Source organism: Bradyrhizobium sp. USDA 4341 (genome assembly GCF_054063755.1).
The window spans coordinates 310736-328179 of record NZ_JBSSGO010000002.1; the positions used below are offsets into that span (position 1 = coordinate 310736).

Annotated in this window: 21 protein-coding genes and 2 tRNA genes; 15 read left to right on the forward strand and 8 right to left on the reverse strand. The window is 62.7% G+C overall.

Annotation, left to right across the window (positions count from 1 at the left end; genetic code table 11):
- The first annotated feature begins 25 nt into the window (after positions 1 to 25).
- The 5 genes from ACVIGB_RS07175 to ACVIGB_RS07195 all read left to right on the forward strand — a co-directional run bounded on the left by ACVIGB_RS07175 (position 26) and on the right by ACVIGB_RS07195 (position 1532).
- Positions 26 to 376, forward strand: a complete 351-nt coding sequence (locus ACVIGB_RS07175) for a hypothetical protein (RefSeq protein ID WP_456723233.1) — start codon at positions 26 to 28, stop codon at positions 374 to 376.
- 60 nt (positions 377 to 436) lie between these two features.
- A complete protein-coding gene (locus ACVIGB_RS07180) occupies positions 437 to 598 on the forward strand; it encodes a hypothetical protein (protein ID WP_456749122.1) in 162 nt (53 codons plus the stop codon).
- A 157-nt stretch (positions 599 to 755) separates the two neighbouring features.
- Positions 756 to 830 (forward strand) — tRNA-Glu (locus tag ACVIGB_RS07185).
- A 167-nt stretch (positions 831 to 997) separates the two neighbouring features.
- The gene (locus ACVIGB_RS07190) at positions 998 to 1255 is read left to right on the forward strand and encodes a PilZ domain-containing protein (protein WP_092113915.1); all 258 of its coding nucleotides are present in this window, start codon (positions 998 to 1000) and stop codon (positions 1253 to 1255) included.
- A gap of 31 nt (positions 1256 to 1286) precedes the next feature.
- On the forward strand, positions 1287 to 1532 hold the full coding sequence (locus ACVIGB_RS07195; RefSeq protein ID WP_143046569.1) for a hypothetical protein: 246 nt from the start codon (positions 1287 to 1289) through the stop codon (positions 1530 to 1532).
- Positions 1533 to 1544: 12 nt separating this feature from the next.
- Here the strand turns inward: ACVIGB_RS07195 and ACVIGB_RS07200 are convergent, their stop codons facing one another.
- From ACVIGB_RS07200 to ACVIGB_RS07210, 3 genes are all read right to left on the reverse strand, one after another.
- Complete coding sequence (locus ACVIGB_RS07200) at positions 1545 to 2186, reverse strand: glutathione S-transferase family protein (protein WP_456723231.1); 642 nt, start codon at positions 2184 to 2186, stop codon at positions 1545 to 1547.
- 346 nt (positions 2187 to 2532) lie between these two features.
- Positions 2533 to 2985, reverse strand: coding sequence for a VOC family protein (locus ACVIGB_RS07205; RefSeq protein WP_097672220.1), 453 nt, complete (start codon positions 2983 to 2985; stop codon positions 2533 to 2535).
- A 788-nt stretch (positions 2986 to 3773) separates the two neighbouring features.
- Positions 3774 to 3947 (reverse strand): hypothetical protein, encoded by a 174-nt coding sequence (locus ACVIGB_RS07210; protein ID WP_171947558.1) that lies wholly within the window; start codon positions 3945 to 3947, stop codon positions 3774 to 3776.
- Positions 3948 to 4114: 167 nt separating this feature from the next.
- On the opposite strand from ACVIGB_RS07210, the gene ACVIGB_RS07215 reads away from it, so the two are divergent.
- The 3 genes from ACVIGB_RS07215 to ACVIGB_RS07225 all read left to right on the forward strand — a co-directional run bounded on the left by ACVIGB_RS07215 (position 4115) and on the right by ACVIGB_RS07225 (position 5474).
- A complete protein-coding gene (locus tag ACVIGB_RS07215; RefSeq protein ID WP_212317336.1) occupies positions 4115 to 4462 on the forward strand; it encodes a GrlR family regulatory protein in 348 nt (115 codons plus the stop codon).
- Between the two features lie 224 nt (positions 4463 to 4686).
- Positions 4687 to 4881, forward strand: coding sequence for a hypothetical protein (locus tag ACVIGB_RS07220; RefSeq protein ID WP_456725224.1), 195 nt, complete (start codon positions 4687 to 4689; stop codon positions 4879 to 4881).
- Between the two features lie 320 nt (positions 4882 to 5201).
- Positions 5202 to 5474, forward strand: a complete 273-nt coding sequence (locus tag ACVIGB_RS07225; protein WP_092113925.1) for a hypothetical protein — start codon at positions 5202 to 5204, stop codon at positions 5472 to 5474.
- A 115-nt stretch (positions 5475 to 5589) separates the two neighbouring features.
- Here ACVIGB_RS07225 and ACVIGB_RS07230 read toward each other — a convergent pair whose 3' ends face one another.
- Positions 5590 to 5751 (reverse strand): hypothetical protein, encoded by a 162-nt coding sequence (locus tag ACVIGB_RS07230; RefSeq protein ID WP_171947559.1) that lies wholly within the window; start codon positions 5749 to 5751, stop codon positions 5590 to 5592.
- A 267-nt stretch (positions 5752 to 6018) separates the two neighbouring features.
- Here ACVIGB_RS07230 and ACVIGB_RS07235 point away from each other — a divergent pair, with 267 nt between their 5' ends.
- The 6 genes from ACVIGB_RS07235 (at position 6019) to ACVIGB_RS07260 (ending at position 10135) form a co-directional block, all read left to right on the forward strand.
- On the forward strand, positions 6019 to 6780 hold the full coding sequence (locus ACVIGB_RS07235) for an SIR2 family NAD-dependent protein deacylase (RefSeq protein WP_456723230.1): 762 nt from the start codon (positions 6019 to 6021) through the stop codon (positions 6778 to 6780).
- A 212-nt stretch (positions 6781 to 6992) separates the two neighbouring features.
- Complete coding sequence (locus ACVIGB_RS07240; RefSeq protein ID WP_456723229.1) at positions 6993 to 7655, forward strand: cold-shock protein; 663 nt, start codon at positions 6993 to 6995, stop codon at positions 7653 to 7655.
- 122 nt (positions 7656 to 7777) lie between these two features.
- Entirely contained in the window at positions 7778 to 8257 is a 480-nt protein-coding gene (locus tag ACVIGB_RS07245) for a DUF192 domain-containing protein (protein WP_456723228.1), read from the forward strand.
- 120 nt (positions 8258 to 8377) lie between these two features.
- A tRNA-Pro gene (locus tag ACVIGB_RS07250) sits at positions 8378 to 8454 on the forward strand.
- Positions 8455 to 8547: 93 nt separating this feature from the next.
- Positions 8548 to 8796: a hypothetical protein gene (locus tag ACVIGB_RS07255; RefSeq protein ID WP_456723227.1), complete on the forward strand. Its 249-nt coding sequence runs from the start codon at positions 8548 to 8550 to the stop codon at positions 8794 to 8796.
- Between the two features lie 562 nt (positions 8797 to 9358).
- Entirely contained in the window at positions 9359 to 10135 is a 777-nt protein-coding gene (locus tag ACVIGB_RS07260; protein ID WP_456723226.1) for a cyclase family protein, read from the forward strand.
- A 358-nt stretch (positions 10136 to 10493) separates the two neighbouring features.
- On the opposite strand, the gene ACVIGB_RS07265 is transcribed toward ACVIGB_RS07260, so the two are convergent.
- On the reverse strand, positions 10494 to 10775 hold the full coding sequence (locus tag ACVIGB_RS07265) for a hypothetical protein (protein ID WP_092113934.1): 282 nt from the start codon (positions 10773 to 10775) through the stop codon (positions 10494 to 10496).
- 366 nt (positions 10776 to 11141) lie between these two features.
- Here ACVIGB_RS07265 and ACVIGB_RS07270 point away from each other — a divergent pair, with 366 nt between their 5' ends.
- Positions 11142 to 12959, forward strand: a complete 1818-nt coding sequence (locus ACVIGB_RS07270; RefSeq protein WP_456723225.1) for a carbamoyltransferase family protein — start codon at positions 11142 to 11144, stop codon at positions 12957 to 12959.
- Positions 12960 to 12999: 40 nt separating this feature from the next.
- Here ACVIGB_RS07270 and ACVIGB_RS07275 read toward each other — a convergent pair whose 3' ends face one another.
- From ACVIGB_RS07275 to ACVIGB_RS07285, 3 genes are all read right to left on the reverse strand, one after another.
- On the reverse strand, positions 13000 to 14448 hold the full coding sequence (locus tag ACVIGB_RS07275; RefSeq protein WP_456723224.1) for a SagB/ThcOx family dehydrogenase: 1449 nt from the start codon (positions 14446 to 14448) through the stop codon (positions 13000 to 13002).
- Between the two features lie 30 nt (positions 14449 to 14478).
- The gene (locus ACVIGB_RS07280) at positions 14479 to 16731 is read right to left on the reverse strand and encodes a TOMM precursor leader peptide-binding protein (RefSeq protein WP_456723223.1); all 2253 of its coding nucleotides are present in this window, start codon (positions 16729 to 16731) and stop codon (positions 14479 to 14481) included.
- A 184-nt stretch (positions 16732 to 16915) separates the two neighbouring features.
- Positions 16916 to 17287: a hypothetical protein gene (locus ACVIGB_RS07285; RefSeq protein ID WP_456723222.1), complete on the reverse strand. Its 372-nt coding sequence runs from the start codon at positions 17285 to 17287 to the stop codon at positions 16916 to 16918.
- Positions 17288 to 17444 lie beyond the last annotated feature (157 nt).

A 17444-nucleotide genomic window follows, 5' to 3' on the forward strand; every position in this document is an offset into this window, starting at 1 on the left:
GTACGAATAGCGTGTGGGTGTGATCATGTCTGCATTCCGGAACTGGGCCCGCAAGGCCGCTGTGGTTCTTCTTCCGATCGCGCTCGGCGCTTGCGCGCAGTATTCGCAGCAATACAGCATGACGACCCCGCCGCCGGGAACCGGTCCGCTGGCCTGGGACGGCGCCGGGCAGGATCCCAATCAGCCGCAGCCGCGACGGCATGCGCGAAATGTGTCGCCGGCGGTGGCGGAGACGCAACTGTCGGAAGCGGATGCCGACGACCGGCTGGCGCGCAAGCTCGTGATCTGCAGCACCTGCATCAAGCAGACGCCGGTGGCGGCGGCCGCGGCGCAGCCGACCAATCGTCAGGACGTCGCGAGCGTGACCAATCACTAGCGCGCTGTCGCCAGACATCGATCCGGCCTGCAGGCCTTAGTTAGGCCACGAAGTCGTTCGATGCGCAGGCCCATGTCGTTCCGAAAACTCATTGTTCCCGCCATCGTCGTCGCGCTTGCCGCCGCCATCCTGATTCATGGGGGCGGTTCGCGGGCCCATGCGCATGTGCCGTCGCATTGCGGCTTCTGGACCTCGATCGAGGCCGGATTGTCGTGCAGGTGATCTCCCGCCGGTGGCCTGGGCGGCAGTCCGGGAAAAGCGTTCTGAACGCTTGCCCGTCCGGCCAATCGCCACTATACGTTCGCCCGTCGCGGCCGTTCGCCGGTAGCGGCCAGTACGGCACATCTCACGTCTAACGTATTGATTTGCCGGGAGTTTTGCTCCCTTCGTCTATCGGTTAGGACGCCACCCTTTCACGGTGGAGAGAGCGGTTCGATTCCGCTAGGGAGCGCCATCGGCGCCAAACCGGAAATCCAGCAGACTCAACGAATTGTCGCGCAGGCGAACGCCTTGTCGTGCGGTTCGGCTCACTGTGAACAACGGCACAATCGCTGCAATCCGCCGGTTTTTCGCAACCCTTTGTAAAGCCAGCGGCGATACGGCTGGGCCGGGGATGATGTGATGGTTTTAGGATCCAAGAAGCGCGAAACGCGCAAATCGCTGCGCCGATCCGGCTGGATCACGTTCGACGGCGGATTCGCCGCACGGCCGTGCGTGGTCGAGGACATGTCCTCGTCGGGCGCAAAAATCACCGTGCAGGACAACAACACGCTGCCGGCCAAGCTGCGGCTGGCGTTTTCGCGCGACGCCCGCACCGGGCGCGCCTGCGAAGTGGTCTGGCGCGTGGGCAAGACGTTCGGCGTGAGATTCGTGCGCTAGCTTGATCCGGCCGCGCGCGATAAAAGGCCGGATGCGCAAGACCTGCTTCGCCGTCATCGCCGTCCTGCTTCCCGCCGCTGCGTTCGCGCAAGCCGGCGACCGCCGCAATTTCCAGACGCCTCCCGATGCCGGCAGGACCCTGCCGTCGAAATCCGCGACGCGGAGCAATCCCTGCTCCTCGTACGGACCGGGCTTCGTCAAGGTCGAGGGCTCCGACACCTGCGTGAGGCTCGGCGGCGCCATCAGTGTCGGTGCGGGGGTGTCCAGCGGACGCTGAGCGGCTTGCCGCTCACGACATCGGCGGCGCGACGATGCGCACGAAGGCCGTCCGCTGCGCGATCTCGCCGAACCAGCGCTCGAGATGGGGCAGCTTCGGCTTCGTGACGTCCTCGACACCGAACCAGCGCCGCGCAAAGGCGCCGAGCGCGATGTCGGCGATCGTGAACTGATCGCCCTCGACGTAGCGGCGGCTTGCAAGCTGCGCCTCGACGACGCGCCACACCACGCCCGCGGCATCGGCGTCCTTCTGAATCTGCACCATGTCGCGCTTATCCGGCGCCGTGCGCACCAGTCCCCAGAACAGCGGGCGCTCGACCGGTTGCAGCGTCGACAGCGTCCAGTCGAGCCAGCGGTCAACGGCCGCGCGCGCCTTCGGCGGCTGCGGATAGACCGGCGAGCTCTGGCCGTAGGCCATACAGAGATAGCGCATCACCGAATTGGATTCCCACAGCACATAGTCGCCGTCGACCAGCGTCGGGACGCGGCCATTCGGATTCATCGCGAGATAATCCGCCTGATCGTTCTTGCCGAACTGCATGCCGGCATCGATGCGCTGATAGGGCAGGTCGAGCTCGGCCAGACACCAGAGCACCTTTTGCACATTGACCGAATTGGCCCGGCCCCAGATCGTCAGTTGCGGCTTGCTGTCCATCACGCGTTTTCTTTCCGCTGTTGCGCTTTGCGCGCGTTCTTAGCCGAACCGTCAGGGAAAAGCGCGGGGTGAATTGTACCGAGCGCAAAAAAGAGGCTCTGGCGCGATGCGGCAGAGCCTCGTCGATATCAGTCAAAGCGCAGTCAGTGACCGAACAGCAACCACAGCACGATGATCACCGGGATCGGCACACCCAACAGCCAAAGCAAAAGTCCTTTTCCCATCTCCTCGCCTCCTCGCATTCGTGTGAGGAGGCAACGTCAACTGCTGCGTCATGTTCCTCGCGATTGCTCCGCGCTTCACCGATGGAGAAACGCGGATAGGAACGTGTGCGCCGGCGCGGCGTTTACCAATGCCCGGTGTTCGGCATCGAGGCCCAAGGTTCGGCCGGCGCCTTCGGATCGCCCTTCTGCAGGATCTCGATCGAGTGCAGGTCGGGCGAACGCACGAACGCCATGTTGCCGTCGCGCGGCGGACGATTGATGGTGACGCCCATCTTCATCAGCTTCTCGCAGGTCGCGTAGATGTCGTCGACCTCGTAGGCGAGATGGCCGAAATGGCGGTCCTCGCCGTATTTCTCCTCGTCCCAATTGTAGGTCAATTCGACCAGCGGCGCGCCGCGGCTTTGCGGCAGCGACTTGAGCAGATGGAGGTCTTCCTCCGCGCAGAGAAACACCAGCGTGAAGCGGCCCTTGTCATTGTCGATGCGGCGCACTTCCTTCAGCCCCAGCGCGTCCTGATAGAATTTCATCGCGACATCGAGATTGCGGACGCGCAGCATGGTGTGCAGATAGCGCATTTTCTTGTCCTCCTGGGAATTCAGAGATTTTGTTTTGGCTCGGGCGAGACACGCCAAGAAATAGCAGCAAAACGGGGCGCGGGGCAGGGGCCTGCACGACTTTTGCGACCGCTCCGGGCGGCTGCGTTCTCAAGCTTTCGCGAGCCTTCGCACTGAGCGACCTGCGACACGCTCATGCAGCGCGCGATACGGGAAAGCCCCGCCCAGGAAAATTCTGGAACGGGGCTTTCGTGGTCGAGCCTTGGAGGCACGGCCCTCTATCTCATCGAATGCCCATCACTGCCAATCAAGGACGCGCGAGGTTGGACCTCCTCTAAAAAAGCAAAACCCCGCGAGTGGCTCGCGAGGTCTGATGCCGGCGGGCCTTGGGGAGATCGTGCCGGCAACCAGCCATCTAACGGAGCTTGCGGCGGCAGGTTCCAGCATCCCGAAAATAGAAAGCCCCGCAGGCTGGATGCGGGGCTTTCCCAGTTGACGGACTGGGGATCTCTCAGGGCGTGAGCCGTCAACTGTTGGGGACCAAACTTAAGGTTGAATTTATAAAATGCAACAGCGCCGCGTAGACGGAATATCCTCGTCCCACAGCGCTGCGCCAGACGCTGGGCCCTGAAATCCCCAGCGCAGTTTTGTCTTGGCGCTGCGTAAAAGGTTCAAAGGAAAAGCCCGGCGAGGGGGGATTTGCGGTGGCCTTCAGGGCCGGCCTGGCGATGCGTCCCCGGATCCCGCGCGACATGCGGCGGCGCGCGCCGCCGCGTGTGCAATGCAAACGTCGTTGGCCGGTTGCGATCTCACACCTTGATGTCGAGAATGGTCTCGACGGCGTCGCGGTCGGCCTTGTTCTTGGCGGCGAAGACGTCGAGCACATCCTCGCTGATGATGCGCGGCTGCTCCTTCGCCGTTTGATCGACGACGAGCTGCACTCTGGCTTGCGTCACTTCGACAGGTACGGGGTAAACGAGCATGGCTCTCTCCCTCCGGCTGTCGAACCCTGTCAGGGCTTTCTTAACGATTTGTAAGCGCCTGGATCAGCGCTTTCGGTTCGAATCGGCGGCCGGGCGGTATTGGCCCGCTCGCCTGCCAGCCTGCTTGGCGCCATACTGCGGGCCTTTGGGACCGGACGGCGCGATCGATGAGGAACGGGCTCTATTCGATCCATATCCATATGATGGACGGCGTGCGGGGCCGCGACAGCGGCGTCCTGATCCTGCGCGATGGTCTGCTGATCGGTGGCGGGCCGCATTTCTGGTCGATCGGGGCCTACACGGCCGGCGAGGGCACCTGGAAGGGGCATCTCAGGACCAACCAGCATTCCCCGTTTTCCGATCCGTTCACCCGGCCGCTGTTCGCCGGCCAGGAGGTGACGAGCGGATTTTCCGGCACCTTCAGCGGTGACCAGGCCGAAGTGTTCGGAACCGTGCTGGTTGGAACCCGCAGCCTGAGCTTCCAGGCAACCCTGAAAAGGCTGGCCGACGCCTGATTGCGGCAAGGCTGTGGACGAGTGCGCAGCAAGCTTCGCATTCTGTTTGGCAAATCGACCTGTCGCGGCTGTGAATTTGCTGCGGACAAACGCGGGATAGCGTTGTGGATGTCGGCCTGAGGCCTTCCAGCGCCGCCTTACCGAGCCACCGCTAACCCTACCTGGTTAGGTTAAGGGCAGTATTGCGTTGTCACCACCTATGATTGCGGTAGGGATTGTTGCAGGTGACAGCCATGATGCCATCGTTCCATAGCGCTGACAGACCGACCCACCGGCGCGTGATGGTGGTGGGCTTGCTGTTCTGTTCCGCCTTTGTCGCGATCAGCTTCTGGCTTCGGCCGCAGCCGGAGAATGGCAAGGTGCTCGTGAAGGCGGACCGGCTGGTTCGCACGGCGGGAGAGGCGCGGAAATCAAACTAGAGCGGAAATCAAACCAGAATCGGCAAGCCAAGCCGCGCCCCGGCGCTCAGTCCGGCAGCTTCCCGTTCGGATGCTTGTGATACATCGCGATGCCGATAAAGCCGGCAAAGCCCATCACATTCAGCAGCAGTTCCATCCACGCCGGCATCGATGCCAACCTCGCTCACGGCAAAGCTAATCATTGAGGTTGTGTTTTTGTTCCAGCGCTAACCGATGGTAGCTTTGCGCTATCGCATGGCTGCGGAACCCGAAGGGGCGTTTTGCTGCAACCATCCTTTTGCGCCCGCGTTGGTGCACATCACCACGTGAGGAGGTTGTCCATGAAGAGGACATTGGCAGTTTTGGCGACCGTAGCGACGGTGGGCGCAACGATGGTCAGCGCGCCGGCGCAAGCGCGCGGTATCGGCCCTGGCCTGGCGTTCGGTCTGGCCGCCGGCGCACTCGCCGCGGGTGCGGCCGGCGCGTATTACGGCCCACGCTATTACGGGCCCGGCTACGGTTATTATGGCCCGCGCTACGGCTACTACGACGACGGATACGCCTATTATCGCGGTCCGTATTATCGGCACCACTACTATCGCCATTATTGGTAACGGCGACGAGCCCGGAGCACACCGCTCCGGGCTTTCTCAATTGCGCGTCATGGTGCGATCGCGCGGAATTGCATTCGCATCGATCGTCCGGTGAGCGCACGCGGTCGGCGCGACATCAAGCGCTCTTGCGCTGCAATCCACTCCAGACATTGCCGAGCGTGTTGTCGTAATATTCCTGGCGATCGCGCTCGAACTTCTGCTGCGTCGCGCGGAAGCTGGCAACGCGTGCGACGATCTCTTCGCGCTCGCGCGCAGCACTGTCTTTCTGATCGGCCATTGCCCATCCTCTTCGTCGTGGTCCTATCCCCGCCGCGCATTGGCATCAGTGAATTGGGCGTCAATGCGGAGCAGACTTTGCAGGATTGTGATGAAGCCAAGGCAGCGGAAGAGGCAGCGGAAGAGCGACGAGGCTGACGCGCCGGCGGAGCAGGTCGCCAACGCAACCCGATCGCCGCGGCCTCACCGCCGATCGCTCGCGTGATGGTTGAGCTCGCAGTCGCGCCGACCATGCTATAGTCGCGGCCGGCCAACCGGATCATTCCCAGTGATTGCAAAAGATCTGCGCAGCGGCGTCGAGCGGCTCGGCAACATGATTGCCGAGGCATCGTCGATCGTGCCCTTCACCGGGGCGGGTATCTCCACCGAGTGCGGCATTCCCGACTTCCGCTCGCCAGGCGGGCTGTGGACGCGCAACCGGCCGATCCCGTTCGACGAGTTCGTGGCCAGTCAGGAGGCGCGCGACGAGTCATGGCGCCGGCGCTTCGCGATGGAACCGACATTTGCGGCCGCCAAGCCGGGGCGCGGGCATCGCGCGCTCGCGTCGCTCTACCGGGCAGGCAAGGTTCCCGGCATCATCACCCAAAACATCGACAATCTGCATCAGGCGTCGGGCTTCAAGGCCGATGACGTCATCGAACTGCACGGCAACACCACCTACGCCCGCTGCATCGGTTGCGGCAAGGACTACGACCTCGCGTGGGTGAAGCTGCACTTCGACAAGACCGGTGGTGCGCCCGACTGCGCGGAGTGCGGCGATCCGGTGAAGACCGCGACGATCTCGTTCGGGCAGTCGATGCCCGAGGATGCGATGCATCGCGCGGCGGAACTCGCAAGGCACTGCGACCTGTTCCTGGCGATCGGCTCATCGCTGGTGGTATGGCCCGCCGCGGGCTTTCCGATGATGGCGAAGGAGAGCGGCGCGCGGCTCGTGATCATCAACAACGAGCCGACCGATCAGGACGACATCGCCGACCTGGTGATCCGGCACGACATCGGCGACACGCTTGGTCCATTCGTAGGCAATTGACGCCTGATTGATTCGCGGCTGTGCAAGCCTGTTCATAGTTCCCGCAAGAATCGTTTTTTAGCTATGCCCGGCAAGCGGGAGTGTTATCTTTTGGTTGAGAGATTCGCGCAGCGTCCAGATGAGTTGTCCAAGTGAGTTGGTCATGGAGAGCAGCGTGTACAGGGTGCGCCGCAACGTCGGCGCTCTGCATTTGATGTGTGGGGTCCGGGGTCATGGGGTCGGACGGATTTGAGTCCAAGAAGCTCGGCGGACCGCCGATAGGCGGAGTTGGGCAAAGCAGGACTGCGCAAGGCGAGTACGGCAGCGCGCCGCGCGATCCGGCGATCGATGCCTTCTCCGGTCTCGGCGACGCCGCGGCCAACCTCGTCGAAGTCTCCGGCGTCATCAAATGGTTCGACGCCTCGAAAGGCTACGGCTTCATCGTCCCCGACAATGGCTGGCCCGACATCCTGCTCCACGTGACGGTGCTGCGGCGCGACGGCCACCAGACCGCCTATGAGGGCGCGCGGCTCGTCGTCGAGTGCGTGCAGCGCGCGAAGGGTTACCAGGCCTTCCGCATCGTCTCGATGGACGAGTCGACCGCGATCCATCCGGCGCAGATGCTGCCGCCGCGAACCCATGTCACCGTGACCGCGACCAGCGGGCTCGAGCGTGCGCAGGTCAAGTGGTTCAACCGGCTGCGCGGCTTCGGCTTCGTGACTTGCGGGGAAGGCACGCCCGACATCTTCGTGCACATGGAGACGCTGCGCCGCTTCGGCATGACCGAGCTGCGCCCGGGCCAGTACGTGCTGGTACGGTTCGGGCCCGGCTCCAAGGGCATGATGGCCGCCGAGATCCACCCGGAGACCGGTCCGTCGGCGCTGTCGTCGCACTGAGCCCCGCGCTGGACTCCCTGACGGAAACGTGAGCCGCCGGCGAGCCGCCAGGGCTCTGGCATTTGCCGCAATCATCGGGTTAGGGTCCGCCGGAAAATCTTCCCCGGTGTGAGTATTTGTCGATGGATTTCGATCGCATGGTTGGGCGGCTTCGCCCGTGGCTGTTGGCCTCCCTCATCATGATGTTCGGCGCGCTGCTGGCCCCGGCCGCGCAGGCCGCCAGCGTCCAGCCGCTCGAGATCGTCACCAAGTCAGGCGTGCACGTCTTCTCCGTCGAAATGGCGACCACCGAGCAGGAGAAGGAGACCGGCCTGATGTACCGGAAGGAGCTCGCGGACGGCAAAGGCATGCTGTTCGACTTCACGCCGGAGCAGGAAGTGTCGATGTGGATGAAGAACACCTACATCTCGCTCGACATGATCTTCATCCGCGCCGACGGCCGCATCCTGCGGATCGCCGAGAACACCGAGCCGATGTCGACCAAGATCATTCCGTCGCGGGGGCTCGCCAAGGGCGTCCTCGAGGTGATTGCCGGCACCGCGCAGAAATACGGCATCCAGCCCGGCGACCGGGTCGGCCACCCGCTGTTCGGGGGTCACTAGCTCGCCGTTCCCTTGCGGTTTCTGGACGGAAACCGTGGCTGATTTCTCAACTGGAAGTCCCACACCGCCGCCTTGCTGGCGCTGGCTGAAGCGTGTATCCACGGGGCTTCTCGGAAATATCGGGGTATAGCGCAGCCTGGTAGCGCGGCAGTTTTGGGTACTGCAGGTCGTTGGTTCGAATCCAGCTGCCCCGACCATTTAATTCAAGGACTTGATAGGTTTTTCGAGGCTTTTTACGTCCCAGATTTAGCGTCTGGGAAGAGCATGGAAGGACGGAAGAGGGCGGCGCTTTGGACAAGTCCGTCGAACTTACCGATCCGGCCACCGAACTCGCCGATCTTGTTGAGCGGCTGCGACCGACGAAGCGAATGCCGACTGGATTAGAAGCATTCGCTGGCGTGATGGTCGCTCAAAACGATGCGATCTTTGTTGATCTGCTGCCGAAGCCCCGCGCTCCGCTCCTCGCAACTTCAGCCGCCCGGGCGCTGACCAGATCAACGAGTCGGCGGGTTGTAGCGATCCAGGATCACGGTTCTTGAGCCACTCTCCGACGGTCGCAAGATGGCGTCGTCGAATTTGTGATAGCGGTCAAACTGCTGCTGCTCATCGCGCAGATGTGGCGTTTCGGCGGACGCGTAAGTTCTATTTGCACCGTTCCAGTGATCAAATCCCGACACGACGCAACCCCGTCTTGATTCAGATGCAGGTGGGTTAGCATCGTTGTAAGGGTATCTCTGTATCGCCGTGGCAACACCACCAGCAATCCGCCCGACATGAGGACACGGATTGTTTCTGTGGCTCTCTGTGCGTGACCAGCGTTCTGGCAGGGGTACCAAGTTTCGGCTGGGATGTCTTGCCTGACGCAACAACGCCGCCTGGACGGAATATGGGTCGTCCAGACGGCGTCGCCGAATACTGGGCCCTGAAATCCCCAGTGCCCATGGGTCGTCCGCGCGTGAAATAGGTTCAACGTTGCGGCGCCTTGCCGCTGTCGCAACCGGAGCAGACCGTGCCTGATCTCGAGCGGATGTGGCTTGCCGATGGTGCGCGCGGACTGGCAGGTTGGTTCGGCCTGACAGGACCAATCCGCGAGGAAGCACCATGGCGCGCAGACTGATCGATATCTCGGTTCCCTTGCAGAACGACGTTCCGGCCGATCCGCCGGGCAATCACCCGACCATCCAGTATATCGACCACCAGCAAGGGCTGCCGCGCATGCTGCAGTTCTTCGATGGGCTGAAGGCTGCGGATCTGCCTGACGGGCAGGGCTGGGCCGTCGAGCAGGTCTCGCTCTCCACGCACAACGGCACGCATCTCGATGCGCCCTGGCACTTCCATCCGACCATGAACCGCGGCGAACGCTCGTGGACCATCGACGAGGTGCCGCTGGAATGGTGCCTTCAGCCGGGTGTGAAGCTCGATTTCCGGCATCTGCCTGACGGCTACGTCGCGACCGCAGGCGATGTCGAAGCCGAGCTGAAGCGGATCGGCCACACGCTGTCGCCGCTTGAGATCGTCGTCGTCAACACCAGCGCCGGCGCGAAGTATGGCCAGGCCGATTACGTCAATTCGGGCTGTGGCATGGGCTATGAGGCGACGATGTATCTGCTCGAGCGAGGCGTGCGGCTGACCGGCATCGACGGCTGGAGCTGGGATGCGCCGTTCGTCTTCACCGCGAAGAGATATGCCGAGACCAGGGACGCCAGCCTGATCTGGGAAGGCCACAAGGCCGGGCGGCACATCGGCTACTGCCACATCGAGAAGCTGCACAATCTCGAGCAACTGCCGTCGACCGGGTTCATGGTGTCGTGTTTCCCGGTGAAGATCGAGCGCGCGTCGGCGGGATGGACGAGGGCGGTTGCGATCCTCGACGATTAGGCGCCTTCGGGCGGTTTCGCCCAGTTCGGGAACCTGTGGACATGCTGTGCATTACGGCAGGTTGTTGCGGCACGGCTACAGCCTGAGGCAGCCGAATCTGCTCTCATACACGTCGTAGATGCATTGGGTGATCGGGCCGGCGGCTCGTCCTCGCGTCCCGATTTCTGAAGCGTTCTCTCCCGTGACTAGAGCCCCGGCGTCTCCCGGGGCTCTTTCTTGCGTGCCGGAGATGAGCCAGGCCACAGCGGGTGAATCAAGTCCGAGCAGGACAACCAAGCCGCAAAAGGAAAATCAGGTGCGCCGGGACCGGCGCACCTGATTGATGTCTTCAATATTGCTTGTGTCGGCCGGGCGGTTGTTACCACCGGCAAACGCGAACACCACGCGGGGTCCACCAGCAACGGGGACCGGCATAACCGCCGTAGTAGCCATAGCCGCGGCCATAACCATATCCACGACCATAACCCCATCCGCCTCCGCGACCCCAGCCGCCGCGATACCCATAGCCACGTCCGCGCCATTGTGCCTGCGCAGACGACGTGGTGGCGCCGACCAGGATGGCAGAGGTGCTTGCGACATAGACGAACAACAAAGCGACTGCTGCGAGGCAACGAGTCAGGATATTGTAGCGTTTAGTCATTCCGAAGATCTCCAGTCACTTCCAAACATCTGAACTGATGCTGGCTGTCTCGCTTGGACGCGCGACACCGGCATCCGGTTCGAGCATGCTAAGACAATATTTTCACTAAGGTTCTTGCGAGCTTTAACGACTCTATTGAGACCAACAGGTAAGGTCAAGTTACGTTCCCGCCTGCAAAGGATGATGTGGTTGCTACACTCATCTTGTCGTTCATCCGCCGTTCATTCTGTTCATCTTGCATTGCGCCGATGTGATTTGTGCATCGCAGAAGCAGAGATTTGCGAGCCGCGGAAAATGCCGTCGAGAACTTGAAGTCGACACGATCATGTTCTCTGAGCGTTTCAGAATCCTCCCCGAAGAGTGCCCATGCCGAAACAACACACCTACGTCCTAGGTCTCAACGTCTACGACCATGACGTGAGCGCCTGCCTGCTCCGTGACGGCGCGATCGCCTATGCGATCTCCAAGGAGCGCATCACCCGCGAGAAGCACGCCTCCGGCTTCTACAAGGAGGTCATCGACTACTGCCTGTCCGCCGAGGGCATCACGCTCGACGACGTCGATCTCGTGGTGCGCAACAGCTACATCCTGCCGGTGCCCGAGATGGAGGAGCGGATGCTCCACCAGGACATGCCGGGCTTCCTGCCGGTCGCCGAGCGCAACGAGGCGATCAAGCATCCGCTGTTTCGCGCGAAGTCCGACAAGATGGTGTCGATCTCGCATCACCTCGCGCATGCCTATAGCGCGTTCGCGGTGTCGCCGTTCAAGGACGGCGTCGTGATGATCGTCGACGGCGTCGGCAACTATCAGGCCGACGCGATGGAAACCTATCCGCAGGATGGGGCGTCGCCGCTTGCCCGCGAGTCCGAGAGTTACTACAGGTTCGACGATACAAAGCTCGAATGCCTGAAGAAGGTCTTTATGGAGCCGGCGCGCGGTCTCTTGTCGGACGAGTTCTACAACATGCCGGGTCTCGGCGCGCTGTACAGCCGGGTCTCGACCTATGTGTTCGGCGACTGGAACAAGTGCGGCGAACTGATGGGGCTTGCGCCCTATGGCCGCCACGAGCAGGTCGGCCATTTGCTCGAGATGAAGGACGGCAGGCTGCACGTGCCGTTCTGGGGCGCCGAGAACCAGCAACCCTTCGTGCTCGACAGCGGCAGCTGGGACAAGAGCCCGACGATGCGGCACTGGGAGGACATCGCCTGGCGGGTGCAGGACGACACCGAGAACGTGCTGCTGGCGCGGGCGCGCTGGCTACGCGAGACCACCGGTGCGAAGAACCTCTGCATCGCGGGCGGCGTCGCACTGAACTGCGTAGCCAACGGGCGCATCGCGCGCGAGGCCGGCTTCGAGAACGTCTGGATCCAGCCCGCCGCCGGCGACGACGGCATTGCCATCGGCTGCGCTTATTACGGCTGGCTCGAGATTCTGAAGCAGCGCCGCGCCTTCGTGATGGAGCATGCTTATGTCGGCCGGCGCTACAGCGAGGCCGAGGTCGCGGCCGCGCTGCAAAGCTTCCTGGTGCGCATCCAGATCGACGCCAAGCGCAGCGACAATATCTGCCGCGACACCGCAAAGCTGCTCGCCGGCCAGCGCGTGATCGGCTGGTTTCAGGGGCGCTCAGAATTCGGTCCGCGCGCGCTCGGCAACCGCAGCCTGATTGCCGATCCGCGCAAGGCCGAGATGAAGGACATCCTCAACAGCCGCGTCAAGCACCGTCAGGCCTTCCGCCCGTTCGCGCCGATCGTGCTGGCCGAGCGGATGACGGAGATCTTCGAGGGCGAGGAGGACTCGCCCTACATGCTGATCGCCAAGCCGGTGCGCCCCGAATGGCGCGAAAAGATCCCGGCGATCGTGCATGTCGATGGCTCGGCGCGGGTGCAGAGCGTGCGGGAGGAAACCAACCCGGTGCTCTATCGCCTGCTGAAGGAGTTCGAGGCGCTGACCGGTGTGCCGGTGCTGATCAACACCTCGTTCAACGTCAAGGGCGAGCCGATCATCGAGACGCCGCAGGATGCGGTGAGCTGCTTCCTTACCACCGGGATCGACAACCTCGTGCTGCACGACACGCTGGTGTCGAAGACCGCGATGCACAAGGTCGTCACGCCCGTGATGACGACGTTCGGCGACGTCGCCACCATCGTCTCCTCGACCACCCAGGACGGCAGCCGCGGCGGCTGATCACGGTCCTCCAGGCAAGCTTGTCGCGGCGGATCGAGGACTATCCGGCAGGGGGCGGTTCCATGCCGCGCCCCAGCCCGAACTGGCCGACTGGTCCCTCGATGTGAATGTCGAGCCCGGTCATCTTCGCGAACAGATCGATATTGGTGGTGCCGATCGCACAGCCGCCGAGGCCCAAATCCGTCGCCACCAGGTACAGCGTTTGGGTCAGAACGCCGACATCCTTCAGGATGAGCGCATAGGCGATGGCGCTGTACTTCCAAGAGATTCGGCCAAATCGCGCGGCGATCGTGATCAGGATCTGCGGTGGAGACGGCGCGTCCATGGCAAATCCCGCGCTTTGCAACATGGCCTCGAATTGTTGTGGGCGAACGTCGATGGCCGCCAACGCATGCGCATCGGCGTCGTAGTGATAGAAACCTGGCGTCAGGCCGTCGCAATTCGCGACGGCCAGATAGAGCTCAAGCTCGTAGGCGCTGCCCGCTGCCGGATACGGCCTGCTGGTATATTCGATATCGGGACCATCATCGGCAAACTCCAGCTGCCCGCTCCATTTCGCCCGGACCCGCGCGACGCTGTTCAGGAACGTCGAAAGTTCAGCCAACGTGATAGGTTTGTGATTGTCGAAATCGCGAGTCGAATGCCTGTCATGCAGCAGTTGTTCCAGCGGCGAGGCGATGCGGTCGGATTCCGGCAGCTTGATGCGCTTACCGGGCCAGGCAGGTCGGATCGCGGGGAGCGGCGCAATCAGGCCGGTGTGCGGATAGAGGCCACCCAGCGGATTAGCCTGTCGGCCTTCTGTGCTGCGGGCATGGAACAGCAAGTCGTGAAAATCCCAGAGCACGAGGCCGTCATCGCCTTCCGCCTTTCGCAGCGTATCGCGTTGTGCCGCGTCGACCTCGATCAGGATTTGGCAGTCCAGCAGCAGCGCAAGTAATGCAGGGCCCGGATAGCCATCCAGACGCCGGATGCGGCTGATCTTCTGAGGAGTGGCAAGGATGGTCAGAAGGGCCGCAATCCGCGCATCATGGATCCTCAACAGTGCGCCGGCCCGCGGTGATTCCAGAATCATCTCGGTGCCGCGCCGCCGAAGATAGGCGAAGCGTGACAGCACGACTGTTGCCGCATCGCCGAGCTTTGGCGTTCGCGGCCAGTAATCAGGGGTCTGCGGCTCGATCGTGACGAGATCATTGGCGTCGCCCGTATGCGCCAGGCGATATTCCAGCAGGCCGCGGCGTGCCAGTTGCCGCATCAGGCGTTCGATCTCTCGCTCGACCGCATTGCCTTCAGAGCGAGGGAGTGGCAGGCCTGCCTGCAGTTCGAGGGCGCGTTCCGCTGCGGCTGCGCTGAACGTTCCCAGAGGCTCCGAATAGCCTTCGACATGGGCCGCCATACTCCCGTCAGGTTGCGCTTCGAGCGCGACGAGCGGGTTGAGCCGAACGAAGACAACCGGCGGCGTGGTGCGTGACGATTTCTTTTTCTCGTACATTTTGCTGGGCGCGCGCACGCCGGTATCACCTCAAGTGTGCGGGAGAAATGGCGTCAACTCGCTTTCCAGCGATGGCCGATCGCGCAATCCGAGCTTGACGGGCACATCATAGAGCCGCCCCGGCGCGAAGCGGCGATAGAAATGGCGCATCCCGGGAACGATGACCCGGACCACCGGAACCTCGACGTCCGGTCGCGTCTGGTCGAGAACCAGGAAGTCGAGACCCGCGCGGGCCGCGATATCAACGCAGGCATCCACCTGTGCACGGGTGTTGTCGAGCGGCACGTCTGTCGCGGCGGCCGGCGGGATGACGGGATTGGCACTTGGAATCAGGAACGGATATTCGTCGAGCCGCAGCGGATTGACGCCATCGAGGCTCGGCTTCTCGCCGCTGCCACCACCCATCAGACCGATGGAGAGGAACTGATTCAACTCGGTCAACGACCGCAGCAACGCGATACGCGGATCGAAGTGAGCGCCCGAGCCAAACTCGATGTTTTCCTGACCGTTCTGCATCCAATGCACGATCGCGACGTAGGTCGGGACGCCGAGATCGCTGGTGATATCCAGCACCCAGAGCCGCCGGCCCGCTTCCTCGAGTTGGGTCTTCAGATCGCGGACGTAGGAATCGTCGAACTGGTTCAGATCGACCGCAGCGCGTTGCGACCGGTTGTACCACCAGATCGCATAGGCGTCGCGCTCCATCAATTCGAGGAAGCCCTGCACGATGGCTTCCTCGCGGGTATTGCCGGCAGCGCAGCCGTTGGAATCAGCGGCGAAGGCCGCCGGACCCTGATAGAAGAAATACAGCAGGCTGGTCGGAATCTGCCTGAACCGCTTGTCGCGCAACGACCAGACGGGTGACCATTCGATTTTCGCGGACGGATCAAACGGCTCGGGGGCGGGCTGGGTGTGGTGTGAGTCGTTGGGATTCGGCACGGCGCTGCCGCGGTACTGCTCGTCGCTGAAGAGCAGGATGTCGTTGGGACGGATTGCGTCGCCAGGGGGGAAGTCGGCGAAGCGTTTTCGGGCCCGGATCTCATCACCCTGGAAAATTCCCGAGTATCGCTCGATTGCTTCCATCAGCGCGCTGGCCTCGCCTTGTTCGGCCGTGCTGCCCTTGCCGAAACTGCCGCCGCTCAGCCCGGCGCGAAGCTGATCCACGTTCTGCGCCGGCGCGGAGAAGTTATGTTGGGCATAGAAATTGGTGTTCATCGGCAGATCGACTTCGATCCGCTCCAGCCGCGTCACCACACCGGTGAGGGGGCTGACATGCTTCTTGAACCGCGCCACCGTGGTGCGGGACGAGACGGTGCGATAGCCGCCACTGGTCATGACCAGCTTGGCGCCGGGGCCCAATTCGACCGGTTGTGGTGACCGCCGCGGGTTTTGCAGTTTCTTGTTGCCGCAGGTTGGGCATTGCGGGCGGGCTGCCACGTAGTGCTTTGCAATGGTCGAGCCCAGCAGGTCGAGACTGACGATGTGATTGCGCAGATCGGTGCGGAAGCCGCTCGCGATCGCCTTGGCGACTTCAATCGCCGCAAAGTGGATGGCGCTCTGTCCAACGGTGTGCTGTGCGAGCGCAGAGACCGCGACCCGCCGCGCCGCGCCGCGATCAAGGAAGCCCTTGACCTCGCGGTTGCGGATCATCCGGTCGTACAGGCAGGTCCAGCACGCGGTCTCGCCCGGGCTGAACATGGGGCCGATCAGGGGAAATATCCCGGAGGGCTGCACCAGCAACCAGGCTGATCCGTTGGACACGCGCTGCAGGTTGCGTTCCGCGAGCCGCCGATCGAGATAGTCGTTCACCAACGTAACCGTAAGGTCGGGCGATGTCTTGACGATGCGGACGCCCAGCTTCTGCAGTGCCTTGCTCAATTCGGCCGCGCCCTTGACGTCGATCGTCTCAAGTCGAACGCGGCAGTTGTGAAGGTTTTGTTCGGCTATCGCGTCAGAAAGGCCCAGGCTTGCCCAAAGTCCCGCCGCGGCGGTGCCGGGACCTGGCGATTTCGCGATCACATAGCGGCGGTCGAGCAGTCGCTTGATGGCTTCATTGATCTTGTCGGACGGAAACTTTAGCCCGAGCTTGTCCGTGAGCTTGGCGACGCTGCATCCATTTGCACCGATTGCCGACGCCAGCGTGCAATAGAGCTCGCCATGGAGAAAGAACTTTCGATCTTCGGAATAGAGGCAGACAACATCCGGAGGCAGCACGTAGGCCGTGAAATTCGGTGCGAACTGCAGAACGTCGTTGTTGGCGCGCTGGGTGGATTTGCCTGGCAAAGAATCGTTCCTGTGCAGCTTGTGGGTCGATCATTGAAGCGGGCAAGGCGCCGGCTTCGACACCTCCGCGCCGTTGCCCGAAGCGAGCCGCGCAACGATACGGACACAATACAAATTTGGCCGGGTCGACGTGTGTCGGACCCGGCCATGACGATCGATGTGTGTCAACGCGATGCTGTTTCGACTAGCAGACGCGGCAGGCGCCCCACGACAGGCAGCAGCCGCCACCGCAACCAGCGCAGCCACCGCAGCGGCAGGCGCGGCAGCCACGACAACCGCGACAGCCACGGCAACCTCGGCAGCCGCCGCATCCGCGCCACGCCACCTGGACGCCGGCTCCGATGTCTTCCTTGTCGAACAGGTGGAACGTCGCCAGGCTGACGTCGGCGATTTCTTCTTCGCCGAGTGTGATGGCTTGCGTCGGTCCGTACTTCTGAATCTGCGGCGCGTCTGCTGCCGGAACGGCGGAGGCGGACGCACCCCCCACCAGCGAGAAAGTCAATCCGGCTGCCCCCAAAGCGGGCACAGCGGCCTTGGTCATACGCTTGCTGGTCACACGCTTGCTCTTGGGGGCTTGCTTCACTCGCGGCATGCTCGCATCCTCCATTCTTGACGTGTTGTCGATTTCAACTCTCGCGCAGTTGTACAAATTGTCGCAGCTGCATGCAAGACGCGCTGCGCGCACACTCTCGCGAGGCGCTAGCGTGCATCAA

Excerpts from the sequence above, each read along its gene's own strand:
- ACVIGB_RS07175 (WP_456723233.1), top strand. The coding sequence starts at position 26 with ATGTCTGCATTCCGGAACTGGGCCCGCAAGGCCGCTGTGGTTCTTCTT.
- ACVIGB_RS07180 (WP_456749122.1), top strand. The coding sequence starts at position 437 with ATGCGCAGGCCCATGTCGTTCCGAAAACTCATTGTTCCCGCCATCGTC.
- ACVIGB_RS07190 (WP_092113915.1), top strand. The coding sequence starts at position 998 with ATGGTTTTAGGATCCAAGAAGCGCGAAACGCGCAAATCGCTGCGCCGA.
- ACVIGB_RS07195 (WP_143046569.1), top strand. The coding sequence starts at position 1,287 with ATGCGCAAGACCTGCTTCGCCGTCATCGCCGTCCTGCTTCCCGCCGCT.
- ACVIGB_RS07200 (WP_456723231.1), bottom strand. The coding sequence starts at position 2,186 with ATGGACAGCAAGCCGCAACTGACGATCTGGGGCCGGGCCAATTCGGTC.
- ACVIGB_RS07205 (WP_097672220.1), bottom strand. The coding sequence starts at position 2,985 with ATGCGCTATCTGCACACCATGCTGCGCGTCCGCAATCTCGATGTCGCG.
- ACVIGB_RS07210 (WP_171947558.1), bottom strand. The coding sequence starts at position 3,947 with ATGCTCGTTTACCCCGTACCTGTCGAAGTGACGCAAGCCAGAGTGCAG.
- ACVIGB_RS07215 (WP_212317336.1), top strand. The coding sequence starts at position 4,115 with ATGAGGAACGGGCTCTATTCGATCCATATCCATATGATGGACGGCGTG.
- ACVIGB_RS07225 (WP_092113925.1), top strand. The coding sequence starts at position 5,202 with ATGAAGAGGACATTGGCAGTTTTGGCGACCGTAGCGACGGTGGGCGCA.
- ACVIGB_RS07230 (WP_171947559.1), bottom strand. The coding sequence starts at position 5,751 with ATGGCCGATCAGAAAGACAGTGCTGCGCGCGAGCGCGAAGAGATCGTC.
- ACVIGB_RS07240 (WP_456723229.1), top strand. The coding sequence starts at position 6,993 with ATGGGGTCGGACGGATTTGAGTCCAAGAAGCTCGGCGGACCGCCGATA.
- ACVIGB_RS07245 (WP_456723228.1), top strand. The coding sequence starts at position 7,778 with ATGGATTTCGATCGCATGGTTGGGCGGCTTCGCCCGTGGCTGTTGGCC.
- ACVIGB_RS07260 (WP_456723226.1), top strand. The coding sequence starts at position 9,359 with ATGGCGCGCAGACTGATCGATATCTCGGTTCCCTTGCAGAACGACGTT.
- ACVIGB_RS07265 (WP_092113934.1), bottom strand. The coding sequence starts at position 10,775 with ATGACTAAACGCTACAATATCCTGACTCGTTGCCTCGCAGCAGTCGCT.
- ACVIGB_RS07270 (WP_456723225.1), top strand. The coding sequence starts at position 11,142 with ATGCCGAAACAACACACCTACGTCCTAGGTCTCAACGTCTACGACCAT.
- ACVIGB_RS07275 (WP_456723224.1), bottom strand. The coding sequence starts at position 14,448 with ATGTACGAGAAAAAGAAATCGTCACGCACCACGCCGCCGGTTGTCTTC.